The organism is Gardnerella bivia (assembly GCF_049262715.1).
GTDB lineage: Bacteria > Actinomycetota > Actinomycetes > Actinomycetales > Bifidobacteriaceae > Bifidobacterium > Bifidobacterium vaginale_A.
In genome coordinates this window covers 274,299-299,851 of record NZ_CP058399.1, presented here as the reverse complement: position 1 = coordinate 299,851, position 25,553 = coordinate 274,299, and the positions used below count along the sequence as shown (strand labels likewise).

Annotated in this window: 23 protein-coding genes, 1 tRNA gene and 1 pseudogene; 24 read left to right on the top strand and 1 reads right to left on the bottom strand. The window is 40.4% G+C overall.

The annotated features are described in order from the left end of the window. The first annotated feature begins 19 nt into the window (after positions 1–19). From HXT27_RS01435 to HXT27_RS01405, 7 genes and pseudogenes are all read left to right on the top strand, one after another. Positions 20–1,015 (top strand): NAD(P)H-dependent glycerol-3-phosphate dehydrogenase, encoded by a 996-nt coding sequence (locus tag HXT27_RS01435; protein WP_103043433.1) that lies wholly within the window; start codon positions 20–22, stop codon positions 1,013–1,015. Between the two features lie 154 nt (positions 1,016–1,169). After that, a complete protein-coding gene (locus HXT27_RS01430; RefSeq protein WP_103043434.1) occupies positions 1,170–2,315 on the top strand; it encodes a D-alanine--D-alanine ligase family protein in 1,146 nt (381 codons plus the stop codon). Positions 2,316–2,386: 71 nt separating this feature from the next. Further along, a complete protein-coding gene (locus tag HXT27_RS01425; RefSeq protein WP_082266313.1) occupies positions 2,387–3,388 on the top strand; it encodes a CPBP family intramembrane glutamic endopeptidase in 1,002 nt (333 codons plus the stop codon). 198 nt (positions 3,389–3,586) lie between these two features. Continuing rightward, a complete protein-coding gene (locus tag HXT27_RS01420; RefSeq protein ID WP_103043435.1) occupies positions 3,587–4,930 on the top strand; it encodes a homoserine dehydrogenase in 1,344 nt (447 codons plus the stop codon). A 130-nt stretch (positions 4,931–5,060) separates the two neighbouring features. Further along, positions 5,061–6,017, top strand: coding sequence for a homoserine kinase (gene thrB / locus HXT27_RS01415; RefSeq protein WP_103043436.1), 957 nt, complete (start codon positions 5,061–5,063; stop codon positions 6,015–6,017). Positions 6,018–6,047: 30 nt separating this feature from the next. Next, positions 6,048–7,484 carry a Maf family nucleotide pyrophosphatase gene (locus HXT27_RS01410; protein ID WP_103043437.1) on the top strand — a complete coding sequence of 479 codons (1,437 nt, stop codon included), beginning with the start codon at positions 6,048–6,050 and terminating at the stop codon, positions 7,482–7,484. A gap of 316 nt (positions 7,485–7,800) precedes the next feature. Further along, a pseudogene (locus HXT27_RS01405) lies at positions 7,801–8,661 on the top strand (KilA-N domain-containing protein). Positions 8,662–8,844: 183 nt separating this feature from the next. On the opposite strand, the gene HXT27_RS01400 reads toward HXT27_RS01405, so the two are convergent. Next, positions 8,845–9,786: an AEC family transporter gene (locus tag HXT27_RS01400; protein WP_103043438.1), complete on the bottom strand. Its 942-nt coding sequence runs from the start codon at positions 9,784–9,786 to the stop codon at positions 8,845–8,847. A 295-nt stretch (positions 9,787–10,081) separates the two neighbouring features. Here HXT27_RS01400 and HXT27_RS01395 point away from each other — a divergent pair, with 295 nt between their 5' ends. The 17 genes from HXT27_RS01395 to rplK all read left to right on the top strand — a co-directional run bounded on the left by HXT27_RS01395 (position 10,082) and on the right by rplK (position 25,545). Beyond that, complete coding sequence (locus HXT27_RS01395; protein WP_103043439.1) at positions 10,082–10,402, top strand: helix-turn-helix domain-containing protein; 321 nt, start codon at positions 10,082–10,084, stop codon at positions 10,400–10,402. Then, positions 10,395–10,997, top strand: a complete 603-nt coding sequence (locus HXT27_RS01390) for an ImmA/IrrE family metallo-endopeptidase (RefSeq protein ID WP_103043440.1) — start codon at positions 10,395–10,397, stop codon at positions 10,995–10,997. Before HXT27_RS01395 ends, HXT27_RS01390 begins: the two co-directional genes overlap by 8 nt. A 218-nt stretch (positions 10,998–11,215) precedes the next feature. Then, entirely contained in the window at positions 11,216–11,701 is a 486-nt protein-coding gene (locus tag HXT27_RS01385; RefSeq protein ID WP_103043441.1) for an EndoU domain-containing protein, read from the top strand. Then, positions 11,701–12,078, top strand: a complete 378-nt coding sequence (locus tag HXT27_RS01380; RefSeq protein WP_103043442.1) for a hypothetical protein — start codon at positions 11,701–11,703, stop codon at positions 12,076–12,078. The genes HXT27_RS01385 and HXT27_RS01380 overlap by 1 nt, the downstream gene beginning before the upstream one ends. Then, complete coding sequence (locus HXT27_RS01375) at positions 12,078–12,452, top strand: hypothetical protein (RefSeq protein WP_103043443.1); 375 nt, start codon at positions 12,078–12,080, stop codon at positions 12,450–12,452. Before HXT27_RS01380 ends, HXT27_RS01375 begins: the two co-directional genes overlap by 1 nt. After that, complete coding sequence (locus HXT27_RS01370) at positions 12,452–12,784, top strand: hypothetical protein (protein ID WP_103043444.1); 333 nt, start codon at positions 12,452–12,454, stop codon at positions 12,782–12,784. Before HXT27_RS01375 ends, HXT27_RS01370 begins: the two co-directional genes overlap by 1 nt. After that, the gene (locus HXT27_RS01365; protein ID WP_103043445.1) at positions 12,777–13,448 is read left to right on the top strand and encodes a DUF4417 domain-containing protein; all 672 of its coding nucleotides are present in this window, start codon (positions 12,777–12,779) and stop codon (positions 13,446–13,448) included. The genes HXT27_RS01370 and HXT27_RS01365 overlap by 8 nt, the downstream gene beginning before the upstream one ends. 423 nt (positions 13,449–13,871) lie before the next feature. Next, complete coding sequence (locus tag HXT27_RS01360; protein WP_369803163.1) at positions 13,872–18,020, top strand: Rne/Rng family ribonuclease; 4,149 nt, start codon at positions 13,872–13,874, stop codon at positions 18,018–18,020. Positions 18,021–18,247: 227 nt separating this feature from the next. Then, positions 18,248–18,556: a 50S ribosomal protein L21 gene (gene rplU / locus HXT27_RS01355; protein ID WP_075523811.1), complete on the top strand. Its 309-nt coding sequence runs from the start codon at positions 18,248–18,250 to the stop codon at positions 18,554–18,556. 37 nt (positions 18,557–18,593) lie between these two features. Next, positions 18,594–18,845 (top strand): 50S ribosomal protein L27, encoded by a 252-nt coding sequence (rpmA, locus tag HXT27_RS01350; protein ID WP_075523810.1) that lies wholly within the window; start codon positions 18,594–18,596, stop codon positions 18,843–18,845. A gap of 183 nt (positions 18,846–19,028) precedes the next feature. After that, positions 19,029–20,693 (top strand): GTPase ObgE, encoded by a 1,665-nt coding sequence (gene obgE / locus HXT27_RS01345; protein ID WP_075523809.1) that lies wholly within the window; start codon positions 19,029–19,031, stop codon positions 20,691–20,693. A 53-nt stretch (positions 20,694–20,746) separates the two neighbouring features. Beyond that, positions 20,747–21,898 carry a glutamate 5-kinase gene (gene proB / locus HXT27_RS01340; RefSeq protein WP_075523808.1) on the top strand — a complete coding sequence of 384 codons (1,152 nt, stop codon included), beginning with the start codon at positions 20,747–20,749 and terminating at the stop codon, positions 21,896–21,898. A 160-nt stretch (positions 21,899–22,058) separates the two neighbouring features. Beyond that, entirely contained in the window at positions 22,059–23,273 is a 1,215-nt protein-coding gene (locus HXT27_RS01335) for a pyridoxal phosphate-dependent aminotransferase (RefSeq protein WP_075523807.1), read from the top strand. A gap of 139 nt (positions 23,274–23,412) precedes the next feature. Continuing rightward, positions 23,413–23,488, top strand: a tRNA-Trp gene (locus tag HXT27_RS01330). A gap of 37 nt (positions 23,489–23,525) precedes the next feature. Beyond that, on the top strand, positions 23,526–23,753 hold the full coding sequence (gene secE, locus HXT27_RS01325) for a preprotein translocase subunit SecE (protein ID WP_075523806.1): 228 nt from the start codon (positions 23,526–23,528) through the stop codon (positions 23,751–23,753). 24 nt (positions 23,754–23,777) lie between these two features. Further along, a complete protein-coding gene (gene nusG, locus HXT27_RS01320) occupies positions 23,778–24,629 on the top strand; it encodes a transcription termination/antitermination protein NusG (protein WP_103043446.1) in 852 nt (283 codons plus the stop codon). Positions 24,630–25,113: 484 nt separating this feature from the next. Then, positions 25,114–25,545, top strand: coding sequence for a 50S ribosomal protein L11 (gene rplK / locus HXT27_RS01315; protein WP_004118588.1), 432 nt, complete (start codon positions 25,114–25,116; stop codon positions 25,543–25,545). The last annotated feature ends 8 nt before the right edge of the window (positions 25,546–25,553 follow it).

Genomic DNA, 25,553 nt, shown 5'->3' with positions numbered 1-25,553 from the left:
GAAAGGTGAGGCGTAAATAATGAACGTTACGGTGTTGGGTGCTGGTGCATGGGGTACTGCGTTTGGACAAGTACTTGCAGACGCAGGTAATCGTGTAACGATGTGGGCAATAGAGCCAGAAATCGTTGAAGGTATTCGTGATCATCATCATAACGCGGTGCGCTTGCCAAGCGTTGAAAAGTTGCCAGAAAATATGACTGCAACTGGGGATCGTGTTGAGGCAGTTGAAAATGCGGATATTGTAGTAGTTGCAATTGCAGCACAGTTTGCGCGAGTAGCGTTGGTTGATTTTGCAGGCAAGATTCCACAAAATGCGATCGTTGTTTCTCTTATGAAAGGAATTGAGCGCACAACCGGAAAACGTATGGATGAAGTTGTGTGCGAAGCGTTGAATTTGCCGCGTAATCGTTTTGCTGCACTTTCTGGTCCAAACTTGAGTAAGGAAGTAGCATCTCGTCATCCTGCTGCAGCAGTAGTTGCGTGTGAAGAAAAGTCGCAAGCGCAAATAGTTGCAAAGGCTTGTTCAAATGATTACTTCAAAGCGTTTGTGTCAACAGATGTAATCGGCGTAGAAATGTGCGGATCACTTAAAAACGTTGTTGCGCTCGCAGTTGGTATGGCTCGCGGTGCAGGTTACGGCGAAAATACGGCTGCTATGATTGAAACGCGCGGTCTTGCAGAGTTGACGGCATTGGGCGTTGCGGAAGGCGCAGATTCTCGCACTTTTGCAGGACTTGCAGGCTTTGGTGATTTAGTTGCAACTTGTGGTTCTCCTCTAAGCCGCAATTACACTTTTGGATCAAATCTTGGTAAGGGAATGAGCGTTGAAGAGGCAACTGCTGTTAGTAATGGCGTTGCGGAAGGCGTGCCAACTACAAGCGCAGTTGTGGCAATGGGTAAGCGTTTGGGCGTTGCAACTCCACTCGCAAGTGCAATGGCTCGCGTGCTGGAAGAAGGAATCTCTTGCCAAGAAATGCTTTCAATGCTTTTTGATGACGATGTTTGCGAAGAGTAGTGTACTTTTAGAAAAATTAACTCACTAATCTTAAATAAAAAGAGTGGCTTAATAAACTTAAATAATATATGCTTAAAACAATTTGGACTAAATAATTTATAGTTGAAAAGTTAAGCTTAAATAATTTAAAAAGTCTGATTTTCAAAGGAAAAAAATGGCGAAAAAGCGTGTAATGTTTTTGTACGGCGGTAAAGCAGACGAGCATTCGATCTCATGTATATCAGCTGCTGGCGTGTTAAGTGCAGTTGATGAAAGTCGATTCGAGATTGTCCGTGTTGCTATAACAAAACAAGGTGAGTGGATTGTAGGCGGTCAAGATCCTCGCAACTTCCGCATGGAAGAAGGAGAGCTCCCTCTGATTACAAAAACTGATAGCACGCGTGATGTTGTGCTAGACCCAGCTAAGGGAGCAGATGGATTTTTAGTGCGTGAAAATGACGGCACGTTGACAAGTTTAGGTCATATTGATGCTGTTTTCCCTGTGCTTCATGGTCCTAATGGAGAAGATGGTACTTTGCAGGGTTTGCTTGAGATGATGCGAGTTCCATACGTTGGTTGTGGAGTTTTAGCTTCTGCTTCTTGCATGGATAAGTACTATGCAAAGCAGCTTTTTAAGGCTGCTGGAATTGATGTAGCTCCAGGTATTGCACTGGATACGCGAAAATTTGTAAATGACGCAGAAAATCATTTTGAGAATTATGCTCAAGAAATAATATCTCAAGTTAATGTAGCAAAGCTTGAATATCCTCTTTTTGTAAAGCCAAGTCGTGCAGGCTCAAGTTTTGGTGTAACAAAAGTCGAATCCATTGATGATGCTAATGCATTAGCTGATGCTGTTTATGAAGCATCTAAGCATGATTGGCGAGTATTGGTAGAACAAGGAATTGATGCGCGAGAAATTGAGTGTGCTGTTCTTGCAGCGCGCGATGGCGAAGAGCCAAAAGCAAGTTTGCCTGGAGAAGTTGTTTTAGATAAACGCGAGTCTGGCGAAGACCAGTTCTATGATTTTGACAGCAAATACATGGATTCTGCAGCTTCGCACGTGGAAGTTCCGGCGAATTTGCCTGCTGAAACGCTGGAGCGTGTTCGCAAAACTGCACTTGCAGCATTCAAAGCAGCAGACGGTCGCGGGTTAAGTCGCGTGGATTCTTTCGTAACTAAAGACGGGCGCGTAATCCTTAACGAAATCAACACGATGCCTGGATTTACGCCAATCTCCATGTATCCAAAAGCTTGGGAAGCAACTGGAATAAGCTACAGTAATTTGATTACGAAACTTATCGAAGGTGTGATTGAATAATAGTTAATCAATCTCAATGTAATTACTTAAATATATGCAAAATAACAGTAAAAGGAACATGTATGCAAGATATGCAAGAAATGCAAGATATGCAAAGAAGTGACGTGTATTTGACGGCGCGCAAACGTCAAGGGATGCTTGGTGTATCGTTATGCTTATTCCTCATAGTTTGGATTTCGGTTGCATATGCGTTAGGCATGCTTTGTTCTCGCGTAATTCCTAAAGGATTAATAAGTAATTCGCTTGAAACAATAATTGTTTCAGACGTTGCTCAATATTTAGTTGCTCTTCCAGTAGCTTTGCTTATTATGCGTAAAATTCCTAAAGTTACAACTTATAAATTCTCTATGAGTTTTACGCAATTTTGTGGATTTTTTGCTGTGAGTATCCCAATTATGTACATTGGGAATTTTGCTGGTATAGCTTTTGCAGAACTTTTAAGTGGTGGAAAAGCAGAAAATCATGTTTCAGATACAATAGCTTCTGGGGATATCCTAGAAACTTTTGTGTTTGTTGTTGTTCTTGCGCCAATAGTAGAAGAATGGCTTTTTAGAAAGCAAATATTAGATCGTTTAAGAGTTTATGGAGAAAAAAGAGCTATAGTATTTTCTGCTCTCGCATTCGCTTTATTCCATATGAACGTATTCCAGTTCTTCTATGCTTTTGGACTTGGCTTAGTTTTCGGATACATGTATGTTCGCACTTCTAAGTTGCAATACAATATATTTCTTCACATGATTGTGAATCTGCAAGGTAGCGTAATTGCAATGTGGTTGCAAAAACAGTTGGTTGATAAAAATGGCAATATGATTGACATAAATCAAATGAAAGAAAGTGAATTGTCGCAATTGCCACCAGGTTTAATTTTGGCTGGTATGTATAGCATGTTTATGATTGCAATGTTGGTTATTGGCGTAATTTTGCTAATTCGCAGACGTAAATATCTTGTATTTTTTGACGCTCCTTTGGAGATGCCTAAGAAGATTGGTAGAAAATCTCTTTATGGAACAGTTGGAGTAATTTCGTTTTTGACTGTTTCTATAATTTTTAATTTGTTAATGCTGTTTTCATAGGGATTTTGCTTTTAGAGAATAATTTGTTAATTTGCATGATTAGAGAACAGTCAGTTAATTAGGATAATTAGGATAATTAGAAAATGACTTGTTAATTGGCAAATAATTCTGTATATAACATAGGATTAGCATTTAGCAAAGGATTAAAACTCGCAAAGGATTAAAACTCGCAAAAATAAACTACTATTGGAGAGAGATATGCTAAGCAATAAGTCATCTAATAAAACTATTCGCGTTGCATTATTAGGCGCTGGGACTGTTGGTTCACAAACAGCAAGAATGATTGTTGAAAATAGTGATGAGCTTACTGCGAGAACCGGAGCTGTGATTGAACTGGCAGGAGTAGCATGTTTACATCCGGAAGATGTTGATGTTCCTTGGATTAAGCGAGATTTGCTAACTACAGATACAGCAGCATTGTGTGTAAAAGACGATGTTGACGTTGTGCTTGAGCTTATTGGCGGACTTGAACCTGCTCATACTTTTGTAAAAAGTGCTCTTGAACACGGAAAATCTGTTGTGACTGCTAATAAAGCTATGTTGGCTGCTTTTGGACCTGAATTATATGAATGCGCTGCATCTCATGGCGTTGATTTGTATTTTGAGGCAGCAGTTGCTGGAGCTATCCCTATTGTTCGTCCTTTACGAGAATCTCTTATGGGGGATCGTATTTCGAAAATCTTTGGAATTGTAAACGGTACTACAAACTATATTCTTGATGAAATGACTGTAAAAGGTCTTGATTTTGAAACAGCTTTACGTGACGCTCAAGAAAAAGGTTATGCTGAGGCAGATCCTACAGGAGATATTGAAGGATTAGACGCTGCAAATAAGGCTGCTATTTTAGCTACTTTAGCTTTTCAAACTCCCGTTAGCATTGATAACGTTGAAGTTGAGGGAATTAGTTCTATTACCTATAACGACATAAAAGCTGCTAAGTTTGAAAATCGTGTTATTAAACTTCTTGCAGCTGTTGAGCGTTGCAATAATGCTGTAAGCGCCAAAGTGTATCCGGCTTTGGTTAGTTTAGAACATCCTCTTGCGTCTGTTCATGGAAGTTTTAATGCTGTATTTGTAAAAGCAGATGGTGCAGATGATTTGATGTTTTATGGTCGTGGTGCTGGTGGATCTCCAACTGCTTCTGCTGTTTTAGGAGATTTAGTGTGTGCTGTTACGAATATTGTTCGAAGGTGTTCGGGTGCTCCTGTTGCTTTATATAATTCGTATATTCCGTCAACAGATGCGCAAAATCGTGCGAATTTTGTTATTCGTTGCAATATGGAAGATACTTCATTGGCGCTTTGCGATGAAGTTATGGATGTGTTTAGAAAGTATGGAGTCGTTTCTGAGCGTTTGGCTTCTTCGTGTGAAGCACAATATGACGGTGAAAAAGATTGCCCTCAATGCGGAATCGGCGGTCCTGGCGATTTAAGAATTCTTGTAAAAGATTGTTCTGAAGCTGATTTACATTCAATTGTTTTTGATTTGCAAAAGTTAGATGTTGTTTGTTCAAAGCCTTTTGTTTTACGAGTAATTGAGTAACGCTAGAGTAATTGAGTGAAACAATCGCAAAAACGTGTGAAACAATCGCAATAAGTGAAAACCAATCGTAAAAACGTGTAAACCAATCGTAAAAACGTGTAAAACTAGAGTAAAAACGTGGAGGAGAAAGATGAAGCCGATTTGTAAAAGTGTATCTATTCGAGTTCCTGCTACTAGTGCGAATTTGGGGTCTGGGTTTGATACTGCAGGAATCGCGCTTGATTACGCGGATTCATTAGTTTTTACTCTGGATGATTCTTCTAATTTGCGTGTGATAATTCATGGAGAAGGTGAAGATACTTTACCAATAGATGAAACGCATTTAGTAGTATCAACTTTTTACAAAGCTTGCGAAATTTTTAATCTTCCGCGCTTAAGCTTTACTCTTGAAGCATATAATAAAATTCCTCAAGCGAGAGGAATGGGATCTTCTGCTAGTGCAATTGTTTCAGGAGTAGCTGCAGCGTGGAGTTTTTCACATGAAGGAGATCTTGATCGTGAAAAGATTTTTGAAATCGCTTCTAAGATTGAAGGACATCCAGATAATGTAGCTCCTGCAGTTTTTGGCGGTTTGACTATGAGTTGGAAGAATTGCGAAGAATTTCACACTGTTCGATATGACGTTTCAAGTGATATTCGCTCAACTATTTTTGTTCCAAACTTTACTCTTTCAACTGAAGAAGCTAGACGAGCGCTTCCAGAAAAAGTTCCATATGGTGACGCTATTTTTAATGTTTCACGCGCTTCTTTGCTCCCAGTTGCTTTTGGAGATTTGAGTGATTCTTTTGCAAAAACAACTCTTTCTAGAAGTGATTTGCTTTTTGAGTCAACTCAAGATGCATTGCATCAGAAATATCGTGCAAGTCTTATGCAACCAACTTGGGATTTAGTAAAAGCGTTGCGTGATGCTGGTTTTGCAGCTACGATTTCTGGAGCAGGTTCTTGTGCAATAGTGTTTTATGTTGGAAGTAGTGCGAGTGAAGACATGCAAATCGAAAAAATCGCGCAGCCATGGCTTTTGCGCGATGATTGGCGTGTGCTTCACGTACCGGTCGATCCTACTGGTGTTGCAATAACTCGCGAATGATTTATGTGAAAGATAAAAGGAAGAGTAAGTATGGCAGTTGCGTTGATTTTGGCTTCAAAGTCGCCTGCACGTAGGTCTGTTTTGGCTTCTTCTGGCGTGATTCCTGTGATTCATGTTAGTGAAGTAGATGAACCAGCAGTTTTGCGTGATGCTGCGGATGCTCGTTGCGTTAAAGTTGAGCAGTTGAGTGTAGAACAGCGAGTTTCGATTTTAGCGAAAGCAAAAGCTCAAGCTGTGTATCAATCATATAAACGCGTGGCGGATGCAGCTGCAAGTGCTACTGGCGATTTGGTTGTGGGGTATCCGCTTGAAGCGGAATGTGAGTCTAAAGATTCAGAATCTGCTGAATCTTATGCTAATAACTCTTTAGAAAGTGACGAGAAATCAGACGTAACGCATAATGTTAAAACATCGCAAACTCGTGATTTTTCAGGTGTTAGAGTTCCTACAAAGTCGTTCGATATTCATGATTTTGAGCATCTAAATAAATCTTCTAACGATTGCAACAGTGTTCTGATTGTTGGTTGCGATTCAATGTTCTTACTCGATGGAAAGTGTTACGGAAAGCCGCATACTCCAGAGGTAGCATTTGAGAGAATCAAACAAATGAGTGGCAAAACAGGGCAATTGTGGACTGGTCATTGTTTGATTGATGCTAAAGATGGAAGAATGGTGTGCAAAACTAGTTGTGCAAGCGTGACTTTTTCTTCTATGAGTGATGATGAAATTCGCGCGTATGTTGCAACAGGTGAGCCTTTAGAAGTTGCAGGATCTTTTACTTTAGAAGGATTTGGTGGTGCTTTTATTGAAAGTATTAAAGGCGATCCTCATGGAGTGCTTGGAATAAGTTTGCCACTTCTTCGTGAAATGGTGAAAGAGCTTGGTTATGCGTTCAATGATTTATGGAATAAGGAAACTCTTGAAGAGGTTGGCATGAAAAGTAATCCTACGTCTACTAAAGTCCCTAAAGAAAATGTTCATCAGCCAGGCGATGGCTGGGTGCAATGCGATTGTGGTCGCAGACATTGGGGTTATAATGGTGCCGCTGGAGTGTTGCTTGCTAGAAGAGATCATGAAACTGGTCGTGTGACGCATGTTGTGATGCAGCATCGCGCTCTTTGGAGTGCTGAAGGTGGTACTTGGGGTATTCCTGGTGGAGCAATTTGCGATGGTGAAAGTGCAATAGAAGGCGCTCTTCGTGAATCCTTTGAAGAAGCAAATATTACTTCGGAAGATATTGATGTTGTTGGAGCTTATTGCGAAGACCACGGAAATTGGCGTTATACGACTGTTTTCGCGTTTGAAAAGCCAGGTCATCGAGTTGAGCCTTGTGCACACGATGACGAGAGTATGGAAATCAAATGGGTTCCTATTGACGATGTTTCTAAGTTAAAGTTGCTTACAGCGATGCGCACTGATTGGCCGTCTTTCCGCGCGCGTCTTGATGAGCTTGCTGCGCGAAGGTAGCTGCCCAAAGGTAGCTTCAATTTGGAAGTAGACTTCCAACTTTTGTTGTTTTGCACTGAACTTGGAAGTAGACTTCCAACTTGCGAAAGTATTGCTGCTTTCGTTTTGTTGTTTTTTATCTGTGGAATCTTATAAAATCATATTTATGCGCTGATGCATGCTAGTTTTCTGCTAGTTTTTAGATGTTTTATGGCTTGTGATTGATTTTGTATTGCTTGTGATTTAGTGGGATTGTGTTAAGCGCATAGAAATAAAGTAAACAAATCAAAGAAAGCAACTAATTGCGTAAATTTGCGTAAAAATTAGGGGGAAATTTATGTCTAATATGTCAAATATTAAAAAAGATACTATTAATGCAAAAGGCTTTACAATTCAGGTTTATACGGAAGATTTTAGGAATGATTACGTTAGTTTAACCGATATTGCGAGATATAAAAACAAAGAAGAGCCTAAAGATGTTGTTAAAAACTGGCTGAGAGTGAAGAATACTATTGAGTTCTTGGGATTGTGGGAGAGCATTAACAATCCAAATTTTAAAGGGGTCGAATTCGACTCCTTTAAGAACTAGGCTGGTTCTAATTCTTTTACTTTATCGCCTCAAAGATGGGTAGAATCAACAAATGCTATTGGCATAGTTTCCAAATCTGGTAAGTGTGGTGGAACTTACGCTCATAAAGATATAGCATTTAAGTTTGCAGCCTGGATTTCGGCAGAATTTGAGCTATATATTATCAAAGACTATCAAAGGCTTAAATCCGATGAAAATTCAAGGCTTTCGCTGAACTGGAATTTGAACCGCGAGATTTCGAAGATTAATTACAAGATTCATACAGATGCTATTAAAGAGTATTTGTTGAAAGATTTGACTCCTGAGCAGTTGATGTATAAGTATGCAAGTGAGGCGGATTTGTTGAATGTTGCTCTGTTTAACAAGACTGCTAAGCAGTGGCGAGATGCAAATCCTAAGTCAAAAGGCAACATTCGAGATGAAGCGAGTATTAATGAGCTTTTGGTGTTGTCGAACATGGAAAGTTACAACGCTGTTTTAATTTCTAAGGGTTTGCAGCAGGCTGATCGCATGGTTGAGCTTAGAAATTTGGCGCGAACGCAGATTTTGTCGCTTGAAAAGTTAAATAACGTTGGAATAAAGAGTTTGGATGCCGTGCTAAAAAATTGAGTTTAATCACTTCAATTCTGTACTTAATGCTTATATTTACAGCATTTGCGAGCGCTCTCGCTACGGCTTCAGTGCGCGTCTTGATGAGCTTGCTGCGCGAAGGTAGCTTCAATTTGGAAGTAGACTTCCAACTTGCGAAAGGTAAATTTCTTGTTGCAAATGCTACGAATGCGCGAGAATTAGTTACCCCAAAACGGCTGCAATCACGGCTATACAAATCGGGCTTGTGACTGTTGATAACAGTATTCCGTCACGCGCAAAACTTAAGCCAACATTGTATCTAGCTGCATAATTGTAGACGTTTTGTCCTGTTGGAAGAGCTGCAAGCACAACGCACGCGTATAAAGTCGCACCGCGGAATCCCATTACAAAGTATGCGAGAATAAAAGCAATAATAGGCATAATAATGTTTTTAAGTATTGCAACGGCTGCTATTGCAATTCTGTTGGAATTTTTTTGTAATGGTTTACTTCCGTAAAGAGACATTCCAAATGCCATAAGAATCATAGGAACTGCAGAATCGCCAATCATCTTAATTGGATTGTAAAGGAAATTTGGTACAGGAAAATATCCGATTTTAGCGCTAATTGCAGAAATAATAATTCCGCCAAGTGAGCCAATTAAAAGTGGTTGTTTTAAAGGCTGCTGAGCAATACGCTTAAGAGAGCATTTGCCAGTAGTTGTAATGTCGAGAACTGTTAAGCCAATGGGTGTAAACACTGCTTGTTGCATGACTAGAATTGGTGCTACAAGTGCAGGATTTCCAAGAATATATGTGGCGATTGGTAGGCCGATATTATTTGAATTAAGGTAAAGAGAATTTAGTGCTCCGATTGTGCAATCTGATGCATGAAGATGGAAGAATATGCTATTTAATGCAACAAAAATCATTCCAACAATCATTGCAGAAAAGAATGCAACAAAAATTGACGAGTGAAAAATCTCAAAGATTGGCTGTTTTGCTAGAATTGCAAACATTAGGCAAGGGCTGGAAATGAAAAAGCTCACGCGATTTAGGACCATTTGAGCTTGAGATCCGCCAATGTGCATACGAGCGGTTATGTATCCTGCTGCAATTACGATTCCTATGACGCAAAATCCTTGCATAGCGCTAATTAAGCCCATAGTCATGATTCTATCTCTGGTGTGAGATGCTATTTAATTAGTTTTTGTTTTGTTTAGATAAGTTTGCTTGATTGATTCGGTTGTTTTGTTTTGGCTTGTTTTGTTTTGGGTTTAGCTTGGGCTTGTTTTGTTTTGGGTTTGTTGTTGATATTTTCTTAGATGTTGCTTCCGCTAAGGTTGGTTCATCAAGATCTGAATTTAACTACTGAAAGCCACTATTTTACAGATATTAAATTTGATATTGACGATTGCCAATTTGCAACATATAATTGCGAGTGTAAAAGGAGGAGCTGATATGAGCTGGCAAGAAAAGGTTAAGAACTTAATGAATGATAGAGGTATTAACCAAAAACAGTTATCGCAATTAAGCGGTATTACAGAAAGCTCGGTTTCGAGGTATCTTCGAAGTGAGCGTAGACCACGACTTGATATTGTTGTGAACTTTGCTAAAGCATTTGGTGTTGCAACTGAATATCTTCTTGACGATGGGGAAGAGAGTGAAGCAAGTGCTTATGAAACAATATCTACGGCTATTGCCAGAAAAGGTGGAGAGCTTACGGCTGAAGAAAAAAATGAGCTAATTGCACTACTTCTTGGGAGTAGAGCGGATGTATAGAAGCGGAAGTGAATATGATGAATTGGATAAGTTGATTTATTCAATATACGATGATTACGGCATCAATAAATTTCCGATTGATGCGAAAGAGCTTTGTCGGAAGATGAAAATAGCTCTTGTTCCCTATTCTGCTTTTTCCGATGAAGCTAAAAAGCTGTTGCAAAAGAAATCGAATCATGCATTCTTTGTTAAAGAGTCTAAAGAAAATCCACCAATGATTTATTACAACGATGCGTTTGGATCAGAAGGTGCAGTCCGTCTTTCTATATTTCACGAGATTGGGCATTATATTTGCGAAGATGAAGATGATTCTAAAGATGATTTAGCTGATTATTTTGCAAGGCATTTCATGTGTCCAACCGCCTACCTCATGCTGAAGGGCATAGAATCACCAAATGAGATTGTAGCATTTTGCGGTGTAAGTTTTGAAGCTGCGTGCAATGCAAGCGCAAATATTGCAAGTCGTAAGAAGAAACTCGGATTTAAATTATTTAGTCATGAAAAAGAATTTATAAAAAAGATTGATCCGATATCACTTCGGTTGTATGAATTGGCAGAAAAAGGGGGAACAAACGTGAACGAACTAGTAAATTAAAACGCTTCTAAATTGTTGGAGCAATTCAAAAGCGTTTTATGTAGGCGTTATAAAACACCCATCTAAGCAATGAACATTTTATCACGCCTGCTAAGTAACTACAAGAAAAAAGTTGGAAATAAAACCTGTTTTAAAAACAGGTAGAAAGGCGTGATATATGGTGAAATTAAATATAAATAAAGCTCTTCACCGTATACGTACGGTGGAGGGTGAAGTAAATGGGAACAACTAAAAGCGGGCGAGTTTTAAATACGCGCGGAGCAGCCGGTTCAGCAAGTCAATTTGCTGTTGTTCATTCTAACGAGGGAGCATACACTAAGCCACATAAAGGGCAACAAATCAGATTAAAATCCGGCGGTCATGGTCAGACAGGACTTAAAGAACTGGATAAATACGGCATTGAGTATCATATCGTGAAAACATATCCCAATGGCGTAAGAGTTGGATATGTGCCCAAGCATTGGAACAAAAGGAAACGTGATGGTATATATCAGTCTTGGTTTCCGGACGGTTGGACCACCAAGGACATTAAGCACGCGGGTGAACATGTTGCTAACTTAAAAGGAAACAAGCATGTGAGAGATGGGGTTATTGTATTTGGTACTTGGAAAGGCGTGCGTGTGGGAGTTATACGAACACACGGTCAAATCGGCACAATCTTTCCTGATTCAAATCAACCGAGTAAGAAAAGAGGTAAGAAATAATGGATGTACAAAAGTTTAAAGAGGTAATTCAAAAACGGATTAACACTGTTGACGAATACTACGTTGGCGTAGAGGAATGTTGGAAAGAAGAAATAGAAGTATTATCGGAAGACGTGCCTTCAACAGTTGCGTATTTGAAAAATGAGTGTACAGCAGATGAATTTGCTTGGATTTGCGAAATTATTGATGATCTGGCTGCTGAAACACAGAGTAGAGAGATTGTGGAATGTTATAAGAATCTAGGGGAAAAATATCCTGACATGGCTAAGACATTTAACTTTGCCGGCTGTGTGAAGTATGCCGAAGCAGCCTTGGGAGAGGATACCGTTGAAGATTCTGATTCAAATCAACCGAGTAAGAAAAGAGGTAAGAAATAATGGATGTACAAAAGTTTAAAGAGGTAATTAAAAAGCGTGATGAGACACATGATGAATACGATTATGGACTAGAAATGTGTTGGAAGGAAGAAGTTGAAATATTATCTGAAGATATACCATCAACTATCGAATACTTAAAAAATGAGTGCACGGAAGATGAGTTTAGTTGGATTAGTGAAATTATCGAGGACCTGGCCGAAAAGACACGAAACAGAGAACTTGTAGAATGTTATAAAAGCTTGATGGCAAAATTTCCTGAAGAGGCTAAGAGATATCACGTAGATTTTTGTATAGAGTGTGCTGAGGATTTTCTTGAGGATACTGATGAATCTTCTGATTCAAATCAACCGAGTAAGAAAAGAGGTAAGAAATAATGGATGTACAAAAGTTTAAAGAGGTAATTCAAAAACGGATTAACACTGTTGACGAATACTACGTTGGCGTAGAGGAATGTTGGAAAGAAGAAATAGAAGTATTATCGGAAGACGTGCCTTCAACAGTTGCGTATTTGAAAAATGAGTGTACAGCAGATGAATTTGCTTGGATTTGCGAAATCATTGATGACCTGGCTGTAAAAACACGAAGCAGAGAACTTGTAGAGTGTTATAAAAATTTGATGAATAAATACCCAGATGAAACTAAAGAATATTACATTGGCTTTTGTGTAGAGTGCGCTGAGTATTTTCTTGAGGATACTGATGCCTAACAAAGAAACGCTTGTAGATGAAGGTTTTAGAGTTTCTTTAATTGAAACAGCATTATTCGATGGGAAATTTGAAATACCGCATATTGATGCTCCAGAGGAGATTGTTGTTCCTAGTGGTCTTGTACCGTTTTCACAAAGGCAGCGTAGCTGTGATAAGCAAGACTTTGTTTGCTTTTACGAACATGATGTTAAGTTCAGAGATATTTTGACGCATACGGAAGATTATGTTGAAGAGTTAAAACAATATCCTGGAGTGATTTCGCCTGATTGTTCTCTTTACATTGATGCACCGCTTTGCGTGCAAATCGCAAGCATCTATTTGAATCGAGCAGTTGGCTATTATTTAAGGAAGCAGGGAATTCACGTTATACCTAATATTCGTTGGGGTGATGAGAGAACGTATACCGATGAATTATTGGGAGAAAAAGTCGCTTTTCAGGGCGTAGACAAACATAGCATCGTTTCAATTGGAACTTACGGGCAAATTAAGTCAGCTGAATCTAAACGATATTTTAGGGAAGGCTTGATTGCGATGTTAGATGAGTTGGAGCCGCGCGTTGTGCTTGTGTATGGCGCAATGCCGGATACTATATTTCATGGCTTGGAAACTAGAACTGAGTTTGTGCAATATCCTGATTGGACAAGACGCATGAAGCAAAAATAATTTTGTTTCATTATGCAGGGAATTCTGGGGCATTTTAATGAAAATAAAATTGCCTAATCAAGATAAAAAATAACAGATGCAAGCAAACTATCGATAATGCCTACAAATAATTGCATGGTTCAATTACATCAACATGTTGTTAGTTTGTTTAGTTAATGTGTGATTTTATTTTTAGATAGATGTAGTTAGGGTTGAAACAGAACATTATTTTAATTTGACTGTGCGCTATGGCATACTAGATACCGGCAGAACTGCAATCTGCCAGAGCGTGAAATGGCGTCGATCCCCTCACATGCGTATTGGTGAGGCTTGGTGTCCGCTGTTGCGCAACTAGACTTTGTTGAAAGCTTGAGAATGATGGCGTAAGTATGCCGCATCTCTGCCAGGAATACGAAACGATTGCAGCGTTTCGTTAGGAGCATTGTGCCCGAGATAACAGAAGAAAGCTTCAATATCAATGAAGCTGAAAATGGTAAAGCGTATGCAGAATCCAATTCTGCAGAGCGCTCAGTTGAACATGTTGTAAATGTAGTTTCGTCAACTAATGATGGTTCATCGTCAGTGAGAAGACGTCGTACTGGCCGTAGAGTAGTTAGAGTTGCTGGAGAAGCTGGAAAGTCAATGGCTTTGCGTGTTGAAGGCGATAATGTAGATAAATCGCTTTCTGATATTTCTTCTAGCAAAAATGATTCTGATTCTAAGTCTGATTCTAAGTCTGATTCTAAAGAGAATGTTGAATCCACTTCTAAGCGTGTTTCTAAGCCTGTTTCTAAGCGTGAAAGAAATAAACATAAGCATGCTGAAAATAGTGCTGTAGATGATTCTGATTTTGAAATTAAAGTATCAGATAATAAGAATTCTAAGTCTGATTCTAAGTCTAATGCGAAGTCTGATGCGAAGTCTGAAACTGATTCTTCTTCTGAAACCATGTCTGCTTCTGAAACTGACTCTGATTCTTCTACTTCTGTGCGCTATGTTACTTCTTTACTTTTTAGAGAGCCTGTTTTACCTCAAAGAAGTCTTGATGAGAGAAATGATGAGCGCAGTGAGCGTGATGATTCTGATAATTTAGGCACGAAGCATCGCAAAAAGGTTGATAAGCGTCATAAAAATAATGCTTCCGATGCTAATGAAGACAGCCGTGAAACTTCTCGTGAAAAAGGTTCGCGAGTTCGTTCATCTAAAGGAAAGTCTTCTTCAAGAAATCGCTATGAAGTAAAAAATACTTCTCGTACTCGTTCAAATGATTTCAGCGATGAAATTGTTGATGATTACTTTAACTACGGCAGTGATAATAATCGCGATGATAACAATATTGATGATACGCAATCAATTCGCGTGCGCTCGCGTGGAAGACGTAAAAATGATGATTATGCGTATGATGACAGTGTTGAAGACTCGTATTACGCGCGCAATGATGTAAATTATGGCGTCCTTAAGCGGAATGCGTCTAAATCTAGAGTTAAAAGTATCGATGATTTTAGTGATAATAAAACTGGTCGAGAAAATAGAGATAATTTAGATGATTTAGATAGTCGCGATATTTATGATGAGCGTACTGTGCGCCGCCGTAGGCGAAGAGGGCGTTTCGATTCTCAAATAGATAACAGCGATTATAACAGCACAGATAACAGTGCTGATAATGAAGTTTCATTTGGAAGAAAGTCTGTTGACGATTCTAATCGCGGGTATGTCCGCAATGCTAATCGTAAGTCTTCAAAATATTCTGATTCAGATTATGAATCTTCAGATGGCGTTATTTTTGACGATTTATCTTTAGATGGATCTTTTGATATATCTTCTAAGGAATCTTCCAAAGAATCTTCCAAGGAATCTTCCAAGAAGTCTGATCTTCCAGTAAAACGCTCTCGTAAGAATCGCCGTTTGAATGCTTCTGAGCGAAGAGCTGCTGCTGAAGTTGAGCAGATTGAAGAGGATCTAGAATATGACGATATTGTTTATAGTCCTATAGATTCTAAAGTAGAAGATACGATCGATCTTAGTGATTTGATGAATAAATCTGAGCGCTCGAGTTCTTCTCGCCGTCATTCTGATAGGAATGATGATTCTGATTATTCTGGTTCAGATGAAGATTCAGATTCACAGGATGATGTTGATTCGTATGAAAATAGTGACGATGATGCTGTTTACACTCGCCGTAGGCGTAGACGTCGTCCTTCTAGATTAGATCGCAATAATAATAGTGGTAATCGTAGCAACAGTAGCAACAGTGAAAATGATTCGGAATCCGGTTTTATTGATTCAGATAATGACAATATTGATATCGATGCCGTTCAAGTTTCTCAAGAGGATCGTGATTTAATCCCTGATCCTGAAGAATTGCGTGCTCAAGATGATGAAGAGGCTGTTTACACTCGGCGTAGGCGTAGACGTCGTCCTTCTAGATCTTCAGATGATTCGTCCTCTAGTTCTTCAAATTCTGATGGATCAGATAATTTACCTTCTGATGATGCGAATGCGCTTTCATCTTCTGGTGATTCTGGGAATAGTATTCGCCGTTCTCGTAAGCAGCAGTATATTGATGAGATTACGGATATTGAAGGTTCAACTCGATTAGAAGCGAAAAGACAGCGCCGCCGTGATAATCGTCGTGAGCGTAGTCGTCAAAATCTTCTTATGGAACAGGATTTTCTTGCTCGCCGTGAGAATGTAGATCGTTTGATGGTTGTGCGTGAGCGAGATCGTCATACGCAAATTTCAGTTATTGAAGACAATATTCTTGTTGAACACTATGTTTCTGATATTCAAGAAGTTGCTACTGTTGGCAATATTTATCTTGGTCGTGTACAAAATGTACTTCCAAGTATGGAAGCTGCGTTCGTAGATATTGGCCAATCTAGGAATGGCGTATTATATGCCGGCGAAGTTAATTGGGATATGACTCGTCTTGAAGGTCAGCCTCGACTAATTGAGTTGGCGTTCAAGTCTGGTGATCCTGTTCTTGTTCAAGTTACTAAAGATCCTATTGGTCATAAAGGTGCGCGTTTAACTTCGCAAGTAACTCTTGCAGGAAGGTTCTTAGTCTTAGTTCCTTCTGGTGGTATGACTGGCGTGAGCCGTAAGCTTTCAGATCGCGAACGTTCTCGTTTGCGTTCAATTGTGTCTAAGATTGCTCCAAAAGATATGGGAGTAATTATTCGCACAGCTGCAGATGGCGCAAGTGAGGAAGCGATTTCTAAGGATTTGGAGTCTTTGATTCGTCAATGGCAGCGTATTAGTGAAAAGCGTGAGGAATTCTTGCATGGTAAGCGTCCTAAATTATTGCAAGGTGAGCCTGATGTTGCGATTCGTGTTGTGCGAGATATTTTTAACGATGATTTCAATAAGTTGATTGTTGAAGGTGAAGGTGTCTATCACAGAATTGATGAATATTTGGAGATGATGGCTCCGGATTTGAGAAGCAAGGTTGAATATTGGGATCCTGCTGACCATGAAGGCAAGGATGTTTTCGATAAATGGCAGATTGATAGTCAGCTACGTAAAGGTATGGAGCGTCAAGTTTATTTGCCATCTGGTGGGTCTATTGTTATAGATCGCACGGAAGCTATGACAACTATTGATGTTAATACCGGTAGATTTATTGGTCGCGGTAAGTCTTTGGAAGAAACAGTTACTCGCTGCAATTTGGAAGCGTCTGAAGAAATTGCTCGACAGTTGCGTTTGCGTGATATTGGTGGCATGGTCATGATTGATTATGTTGATATGGTTATGCCAGCTAATCGCGATCTTGTTTTGCGCCGTCTTGTTGAGTGTTTGGCTCGAGATCGAACTAAGCATCAAGTTGCTGAAGTTACTTCTCTTGGTCTTGTCCAAATGACTCGTAAGCGTGTGGGACAGGGATTGGTTGAAGCTTTCTCGGAGGAATGTCCGACTTGTAAAGGTCGTGGATTCATATTACATGATGAGCCAACAGTTTCTTCGGAATATGCTGATCCTTATGCGCTTAAAGGCGGAGATCCTTTTATTAAGACGAATAAATATGGTCATGGCACTGTTACTGAGACCTCGTCTGCAGTAGTTAAGCCTAAAGGTTCTAGTGCAGATGTTAGAGCTAAGCTTGCGCGTATTGCTGCAGCTGCTGCGAGTATGTCTGCTGACTCTAGTGGAATGAGTGATTCGGATTCTGTTGTTTCTTCGGATTCTGTTGTTTCTTCGGATTCTGTTGAGGATGAAAATGTTTCTATTGAGAATTTAGATCATTCTGAAGGTGAATCGGTCAATGAAGTTGAGGGTGAATCTGAAGTTGAACCTGTAACTGAAGTTGAGCCTGTGACTGAAATAGAAGATAAATCTGAAGTTGAAGGTGGAACGGAATTAGATAACGGATCGGAAACTCATGAAATTGAGTCTGCAGATTCTACTGAGTCTTCAGAGCATGTGTTAGACAATTCAAATTATATAGAATCTTCAGATTCTGTGGAGTCTAATGAAAATCTTGAGTCTAATGAAAATCTTGAGTCTAATGAAACTGTAGAATATTCAGACTCTACTGATTTTACTGATTCAACAGATTCTACTGACTCTACAGATTCTACTGACTCTACAGACTAGAAGTTAATTATGTAATATTCTTATTTGTATTTTTGCAAATACTTAAAATTAAATAGATAAAGTATATGCCATGAGTACAATAGTGAATATTGTCTAATTCGACTTATAAAAACACCTGCTTGACGTTAGTACATAGGTTGGTGTATTTTTGATAGTCGGTGTCTGGCCGCAGGCTTAATGCTGTGTGCTGGGCAATAGTAAGCTTTCCAGATAGCAAGGAACAGATTATGTACGCGATTGTGAAGGCCGGTGGCCATCAGGAGAAGGTTGAGGTTGGAGATGCCATCCTCGTCAACCGTCTCGATGCAAAGAAGGGCGATACCGTGGAATTCCCGGTCGCGCTCGTTGTTGACGGTGCTAAGGTAACTCTTAGCTCAAAGGATCTTGCAAAGATTTCGGTTAAGGCAGAAGTCATTAATGACGAAGCCAAAGGTCCGAAGATCAGCATTATGAAATATAAGAATAAGACTGGCGTGGCTCGCCGTAAGGGTCATCGTCAGAAGTTGACTCTCGTCAAGATCACGGCCATTGCCTGATTGACTGACGGTGTTATAAACCTGAAAGGACAGCAAGATGGCACATAAGAAGGGTGCGTCTAGCTCGCGCAACGGTCGCGATTCGCAGGCGCAATATCTTGGCGTTAAGAAGTTCGGCGGTGAAGCTGTTGTGGCTGGCAATATTATCGTTCGCCAGCGCGGCACTAAGTTCCACGCAGGTCAGAACGTTGCTTTGGGCAAGGATCACACGCTTTACGCTTTGGCGGACGGCAATGTGAAGTTTGGTGTTCGTCGCGATCGTAAGGTTGTTGACGTAGTAACTGCCTGAGTAATATTCAAGCCTAAGCAGATTCGACAATAAGTCGACATAAAATGTTTAAGCCGCACCCAGTTCGGTGCGGCTTTTTACTTTCTTGTTTTGTTGTTTGTATAAGTAGTTGTCTTGTTAATAAAACAGTGTTAATAAAACAGTGAAGATTTTAAGTGTTAAGCATCGAGTAAGGTAGCGAGTATGAGTGACTTTGTAGATCGTGTGACTGTGCATGTTAAAGGCGGCGATGGTGGCAATGGCTCTGCAGGTGTACGCCGTGAAAAATATAAGCCACTAGCTGGTCCTAACGGTGGCAACGGTGGCAACGGAGGATCTGTTATTTTTGTTGCAGATCGTAATGCTAATAGTCTACTTGATTACCGTTTTATGCCTCATCGAAATGCAGAAAATGGCACTATGGGATTAGGGGACACAAAAGATGGTTCTCAAGGAGCAGATTTGATATTACCTGTTCCGGTTGGGACTGTTGTATTTGCTGCTCGTTCTGGCGCTGGACCTAAGCGTACTGGTGAAGTTTTAGCAGATCTTAATAAGGCAGGAGAGCGATTTGTGGCTGCTGCAGGTGGTGCTGGCGGCCTTGGTAATGCTGCTCTTGCTAATAAAACTCGTAGAGCTCCAGGATTTGCTCTTCTTGGAGAGCCAGGCGAAGAGCGCGATTTAATTTTAGAATTAAAGTCAATTGCTGATGTTGCTTTAGTTGGATTCCCTTCAGCTGGAAAATCAAGTTTAGTTGCTTCAATTAGTGCAGCTAAGCCAAAAATTGCAGATTATCCGTTTACTACTTTAGTTCCAAATCTTGGTGTTGTAAGTTTTGGAAATTACAGATATACGATTGCAGACGTTCCAGGTTTAATTCCAGGTGCTTGCGAAGGTAAGGGATTAGGTCTTGAATTCTTGCGTCATATTGAGCGAACAGAAATAATTGCGCATGTAATAGATTGTGCTACTTTAGAGCCTGATCGTGATCCAATTTCAGATTATCATGCTTTAGAACGTGAGCTTTCTAAATATTCTGATAAGCTCGATCTGCCCCTTGGAGCTATACCTATACCTGATCGTGTTCGAATTATAGTTTTGAATAAGATTGATGTTCCTGAAGCTAAAGAATTAGCTGAATTTGTTCGTAGTGAATTTGAGTCAATGGGTTTGCAAGTATTCGAGATTTCAACTGCATCGCATGAAGGTTTGAAAGAATTAGGATTTGCGCTTGGAAAATTAGTTGCTCAAACGCGTGAAAAGCTTGCTAATGAGCAAGCAGAGCGTGAAGAAGAAAGAGTTCTGATTCAGCCTCTTATGGAACCTGCATTACGCAGGCGTCGTGATGATGGTCGAGGAACTAATGCTGATTTTTCTATTGAGCGCGAGGAAGACAATCATGGCAATTTCTGGTTTAGTGTTACAGGCACAAAACCAGAGCGTTGGGTTGTGCAAACTAATTTTGATAACGATGAAGCTGTTGGATATCTGGCAGATCGTTTAGCAAAACTTGGTGTTGAAGATGAATTGCGTAAGATTGGCGCTCGTCCTGGAGATGAGATTCGCATAGGTCGTGGAGCGCGATCTGTTAGTTTTGATTGGGATCCAAGTATTGCTGCTGGCGCAGAAGGGCTTGATGGAGCTAATTTGGGCGCTCGCGGAAAAGATTTGCGACTTGAAGCTAACGATCCTCGAGGAGCTAGACGCACAAATGCTGAGCGTAGGCGTGATTATCACAACATGATGGACGCTAAGACTGCAGTTCGAAACGCTATGATGGCTGAGCGCAAGTCCGGGCATTGGGCAGATCCATCTGTTGACGATGATAAACACGATGAGAACAGTTTATTTGGCAGGGGTGAAGATTAGGCAGCGTTTGGCATGATAATTTGTTCAATAGCATAATATAAGGGGTAATTATTATGGTTAGTAACAATTCCGACATTGGGCTTACCGAAGAAGGGGTTCGGCGTTCAATTCGTGAAGCTAGAACTATTGTAGTGAAAGTTGGTTCCAGTTCTCTTACGGATGAAACCGGTCATCTAGATGTATCTCGTTTGCGCAATCTCGTTTGCGCAATCAGTCATACTCAGATGATGGGTGCTAGAGTAGTGCTAGTATCTTCTGGAGCGATTGCAGCAGGATTTGGTTTGCTTGGTTTTAGCGAACGTCCTAAGGATGTGCCGACTCAGCAGGCAACAGCTTCTGTTGGACAAGGTTTGTTGATGGCTCAATATGAGTCTGCTTTTTCTCAATTCGGTATTCGTGTAGGGCAGATGTTACTTACTGCAGACGTTACGATTTCGCCGTCTAGATATCGTAATGCTCAGAGGACTATGTTGCGTTTACTAGAGCTTGGAATCGTACCTATTGTCAACGAGAACGATGCTCTTTCAAGTAATGAGATTCGTTTTGGAGATAATGATAGGTTAGCATCTTTAGTTGCAAATATTGTTAGAGCGGATGCTCTAGTTTTACTAACTGATGTAGATGCTTTATATACTGCTCCTCCAAGTGAGCCTAGTGCTAAGCGTATAAGTTTTGTGCAAGATGTTAATCACGCGCTTGAAAAAGTAAAAGTTGGTTCAAGTGTTTCAGGCGTTGGAACTGGCGGGATGATTACAAAGCTTGAAGCTGCTCATATAGCGGCTGTTTCGGGAATTCCGACTATTCTTACGCGTGCGTGTGACGCTGGTCCTGCATTATCGGGTGATTGCGTTGGTACTGCTTTTGCTCCAATTCATTCGCGTTCGTCTACTCGTAGATTGTGGATTGGATTTGCTTCTAATCCTAATGGGACTTTAATAGTTGATTCTGGAGCTGCTAAAGCATTAAGAGGCGGACGAGCAAGTCTTTTAGCTGCCGGTATTGTTGGAGTGCGTGGTGAATTTTCAGCAACAGATCCTGTTTGGATTGACGATGAGCAAGGTAATCATTTAGCCAAAGGATTAGTTGCGTTTGATTCAGAAGAAATGCCAGATATTATTGGACTAACCACTGATGAGTTGACGTCTTCGCTTGGACGTCAATATGCTCATCCTGTAGTGCATCGCGACAATCTAGTTCTTGTATAATCGTGAGCTAATCGCCGGTTTTAGTATTAAATAGTTTTTAGTATTGCTTTTTGCTTACTAGTTTTTTCTTACTTGCTTTTTGCTTATCGCTTATCGCTTATTATTTATCTTTTATCGTTTATCTTCTATCGTTTCGCGCCTTACGGTTACACTGTAAACTATGGTAGAAGAAAATTGGCGCATATTAAGCGATCGAATAAATAAAGTAGCTCCTAGCGCAACGTTAGCAGTAGATGGTAAAGCAAAAGCAATGAAGGCTGCAGGTATTGATGTTGTAAGTTTTGGAGCAGGTGAGCCAGATTTTCCTACTCCTTCTTACATTGTTGAGGCTGCTGCAAACGCGTGTAGAGATCCTAGAAATTATCGTTATACTGCTACTGCAGGTCTACTTGAATTACGTGAAGCGATTGCTAAAAAAGTAAAGCGAGATTCTGGATACGATGTTTCTCCAGATCAAATTGTTGTTACTAATGGAGGTAAGCAAGCTGTTTATGAAGCTTGCCAAATTCTTCTTAATGATGGCGATGAAGTTATTATTCCTTCTCCATATTGGACTAGTTATCCTGAAGCAGTTAAGCTTGCAGGAGGAGTTCCAGTAGCTGTGATGTCTGGAGCAGATAGAGGTTTTGAGCCAGATATTGATGCGCTTGAAGCAGCTCGCACACCTCGCACTAAAGCTATTATTGTTACATCGCCTTCAAATCCTACTGGCGCTATTTGGAGTGCTGAAACTATTCGCGCGATTGGAAAGTGGGCGCTTAAAAATCATATTTGGGTTTTATCTGACGAAATTTATGAACATTTACATTATGATGGCGTAAAAACGTCTTATATTGGCGTTGAAGTTCCAGAAATCCGTGAACAATTATTGATTTTGAATGGTGTTGCTAAAACTTACGCAATGCCGGGGTGGCGAGTAGGTTGGATGGTTGCTCCTCTAGATGTTGCTGCTTGCGCTGTGAAATTACAAAGTCACATGACTTCCAATGTTTCTAATATTTCACAACGCGCTGCTATTGCAGCAGTAGGTGGATCTTTAGACGTAGTTTCAACTATGCGCGAATCTTTTAGCAATCGCAGAAAAGCTATTGTTGAAGCGTTAAACAATATTGATGGTGTAACATGCCCACTTCCGCATGGAGCTTTTTATGCTTTTGCAAATGTTGAATCATTGCTTGAACGTAAGTTGGGTAAAAATCACGAAGTTCCACACACCTCTTCGAACCTTGCTCAAATGCTTCTTGATGAAGCACATGTAGCTGCCGTTCCAGGTGAAGCATTTGGAGCTCCTGGGTATTTGCGATTTTCTTGTGCGTTATCTGATGAGCAGTTAGCTGAAGGCATGCACCGTATGAAGCAATGGATAGAAGAGTAGTTTATATTTATTTAAGCGACACTCTGCTAAATGTCTTAATACTGTTGGAATTACGCGAAATCGTGCCCCTACGCTAACATAACTATTTGGTGGTTTTGCCAAGTCGTATGTTTTAGTGTATGATAAGGCGAGTTCCCCTAGGGATGTGGCGCAATTGGTAGCGCAACGGTCTCCAAAACCGTAGGTTGTGGGTTCGAGTCCCGCCGTCCCTGCCACTTTTCATTATTATCAGTTACAAACGAAGGATTCAGCATGGCTCAAGCAAACGGTGATAACAAGACAGTTAAGCCAAATTTGTTCATGCGCATTGGCATGTTCGTCAAGCAAACTATTGACGAAACGCGCAAAGTTGTAGCGCCACACGGTAAAGAGTTGTTTGCTTGGTCAATTTCAGTGTTTGTTTTTGTGATTTTCTTAATGCTATTTGTTACATGCATGGACTTCTGGTTAGGCAAGTCTGTTATGTGGCTATTCGGCTGATTTAGATTTTGAGGGTGTGCAAATATGACTGACGAGTTAAATCTCGAAACTTCTAACGATGTTGATGAATCTGCAGCTGATGCAGGTGATGTTAATACTCAAAGCGTTGTTGATACTCCAACAAGTGATACTTCTAATGAAGATGCACCTGTTGAGCATGTTGATTCAGATGCTGCTACTTCAGAGTCTGAAGCAACAGAGTCTGAGGAAGAGTCTGTAGAATATGCTCATAGTGTAGAAGATGTTGAAGATCCTACAGATGCTGGCGCTCGTGCTGTTGCAGAATTTTCCAAGTCCTTGCGCACTTTGGAAGGTAAATGGTACGTTCTTCACACGTATTCAGGTTACGAAAAGCGCGTAAAAGCTAATGTTGAATCGCGTGTACAGAATTTTGGTTTGGAAGATAAAATTTTCCAGATTGAAGTTCCTATGGAAGAAGTTGAAAAGCATACAGATAAGGGCAAGAAAGTTATTACTCGCGTTCGTGTGCCTGGATATGTGTTAATTCGTATGTGGCCTGATGAGAACGCTCGCCGTATTGTGCGTGAAACTGAAGGTGTTACTGGATTTGTTGGTCCATCTAAAGATCCTGCTTGCCTTACTCGCAAAGAGGTAGTTGCAATGATGGCTCCTATGATTGCTTCTGAAGCTTTGAAGAATGCTGGAGATAAGCCTGCTGCAGCTCGTAAGCGTACTCTTGAAGTTGCTTATAAGGTTGGAGATCAAGTAACAGTAACTGAAGGACCATTCGCAACTATGGCTGCTGTTGTTTCAGAAGTAGAGCCTACTACACAAAAGCTTACTGTTTTGGTTTCAATCTTTGGACGTGATACTCCTGTGGAACTTGGTTTCCATCAAGTCGAGCCGATCGTTTGAGTCAAAAGCTTAAGTAAAAATCTCGAGCCTATAGCATTAAGTTTTTATAACACAAACCGGGGTGCGTTAATTTGCACTTCGGTTTTGTTTATTTGATTGAAGTGCTGCGTTATTCGTACCTCAGTTTTGTTTATTTACTGCGCTATGGCGTATGTTGTAAATACTAAGATACAGCTTCACTATAAGTATGTATGCGAAAATATGTTGTTGCTAAATCATTAAGCATAGCAACTTTCTTAAGTTTGTGTCCAACTTGGAAGTAGACTTCCAACTTTTGTTGGTTGAGCAAAAATAGTTGTATCTGTAGTAATGTAGCTGTCGTAATGCAGCGTGTCGCGAAGATGTGGCATAATAGTGAAGCTTGTGTCTGGAGGAGTAATCCGCTAGCACAGCACAGCAATATAAGTTGCGGGAGGATACCTTAAAACTGCTTAAATAGTGTTAAGGTGCCGTTTGAACCGCTAGAAGAAAGAAGAACCATATTATGGCTCCTAAAAAGAAAGTTTCTGCTCTTATTAAGCTTGAGATCCAAGCTGGTAAGGCAAATCCTGCGCCGCCACTGGGTCCTGCTTTAGGCTCTCACGGCGTGAACATCATGGACTTCTGCAAGGCCTATAATGACCAGACGAAGGACAAGATGGGTCAAATCGTTCCAGTTGAAATCACTGTTTACGAAGATCGTTCCTTCACATTTATTCTGAAGACTCCTCCAGCTGCTGCTTTATTGCTTAAGGCTGCCGGCATTCAGAAGGGCACTGAGAATCCTTTGACTCACAAGGTTGGTTCTGTGACCAAGGCTCAGGTGCGCGAAATCGCCGAAATCAAGATGCCTGATCTCTCAGCTCGTGACGTTGAGGCTGGCATGAAGATTATCGCGGGCACTGCTCGCTCGATGGGTATTACCGTTACCGACTGAAAGTGAGT

Excerpts from the sequence above, each read along its gene's own strand:
- HXT27_RS01370 (WP_103043444.1), top strand. The coding sequence starts at position 12,452 with ATGGATGTACAAAAGTTTAAAGAGGTAATTCAAAAACGGATTAACACT.
- HXT27_RS01390 (WP_103043440.1), top strand. The coding sequence starts at position 10,395 with ATGTATAGAAGCGGAAGTGAATATGATGAATTGGATAAGTTGATTTAT.
- HXT27_RS01365 (WP_103043445.1), top strand. The coding sequence starts at position 12,777 with ATGCCTAACAAAGAAACGCTTGTAGATGAAGGTTTTAGAGTTTCTTTA.
- HXT27_RS01385 (WP_103043441.1), top strand. The coding sequence starts at position 11,216 with ATGGGAACAACTAAAAGCGGGCGAGTTTTAAATACGCGCGGAGCAGCC.
- HXT27_RS01430 (WP_103043434.1), top strand. The coding sequence starts at position 1,170 with ATGGCGAAAAAGCGTGTAATGTTTTTGTACGGCGGTAAAGCAGACGAG.
- HXT27_RS01335 (WP_075523807.1), top strand. The coding sequence starts at position 22,059 with ATGGTAGAAGAAAATTGGCGCATATTAAGCGATCGAATAAATAAAGTA.
- rplU (WP_075523811.1), top strand. The coding sequence starts at position 18,248 with ATGTACGCGATTGTGAAGGCCGGTGGCCATCAGGAGAAGGTTGAGGTT.
- rpmA (WP_075523810.1), top strand. The coding sequence starts at position 18,594 with ATGGCACATAAGAAGGGTGCGTCTAGCTCGCGCAACGGTCGCGATTCG.
- obgE (WP_075523809.1), top strand. The coding sequence starts at position 19,029 with ATGAGTGACTTTGTAGATCGTGTGACTGTGCATGTTAAAGGCGGCGAT.
- HXT27_RS01435 (WP_103043433.1), top strand. The coding sequence starts at position 20 with ATGAACGTTACGGTGTTGGGTGCTGGTGCATGGGGTACTGCGTTTGGA.
- HXT27_RS01420 (WP_103043435.1), top strand. The coding sequence starts at position 3,587 with ATGCTAAGCAATAAGTCATCTAATAAAACTATTCGCGTTGCATTATTA.
- rplK (WP_004118588.1), top strand. The coding sequence starts at position 25,114 with ATGGCTCCTAAAAAGAAAGTTTCTGCTCTTATTAAGCTTGAGATCCAA.
- HXT27_RS01375 (WP_103043443.1), top strand. The coding sequence starts at position 12,078 with ATGGATGTACAAAAGTTTAAAGAGGTAATTAAAAAGCGTGATGAGACA.
- proB (WP_075523808.1), top strand. The coding sequence starts at position 20,747 with ATGGTTAGTAACAATTCCGACATTGGGCTTACCGAAGAAGGGGTTCGG.
- HXT27_RS01425 (WP_082266313.1), top strand. The coding sequence starts at position 2,387 with ATGCAAGAAATGCAAGATATGCAAAGAAGTGACGTGTATTTGACGGCG.
- secE (WP_075523806.1), top strand. The coding sequence starts at position 23,526 with ATGGCTCAAGCAAACGGTGATAACAAGACAGTTAAGCCAAATTTGTTC.
- HXT27_RS01380 (WP_103043442.1), top strand. The coding sequence starts at position 11,701 with ATGGATGTACAAAAGTTTAAAGAGGTAATTCAAAAACGGATTAACACT.
- HXT27_RS01395 (WP_103043439.1), top strand. The coding sequence starts at position 10,082 with ATGAGCTGGCAAGAAAAGGTTAAGAACTTAATGAATGATAGAGGTATT.
- nusG (WP_103043446.1), top strand. The coding sequence starts at position 23,778 with ATGACTGACGAGTTAAATCTCGAAACTTCTAACGATGTTGATGAATCT.
- HXT27_RS01410 (WP_103043437.1), top strand. The coding sequence starts at position 6,048 with ATGGCAGTTGCGTTGATTTTGGCTTCAAAGTCGCCTGCACGTAGGTCT.
- HXT27_RS01400 (WP_103043438.1), bottom strand. The coding sequence starts at position 9,786 with ATGGGCTTAATTAGCGCTATGCAAGGATTTTGCGTCATAGGAATCGTA.
- thrB (WP_103043436.1), top strand. The coding sequence starts at position 5,061 with ATGAAGCCGATTTGTAAAAGTGTATCTATTCGAGTTCCTGCTACTAGT.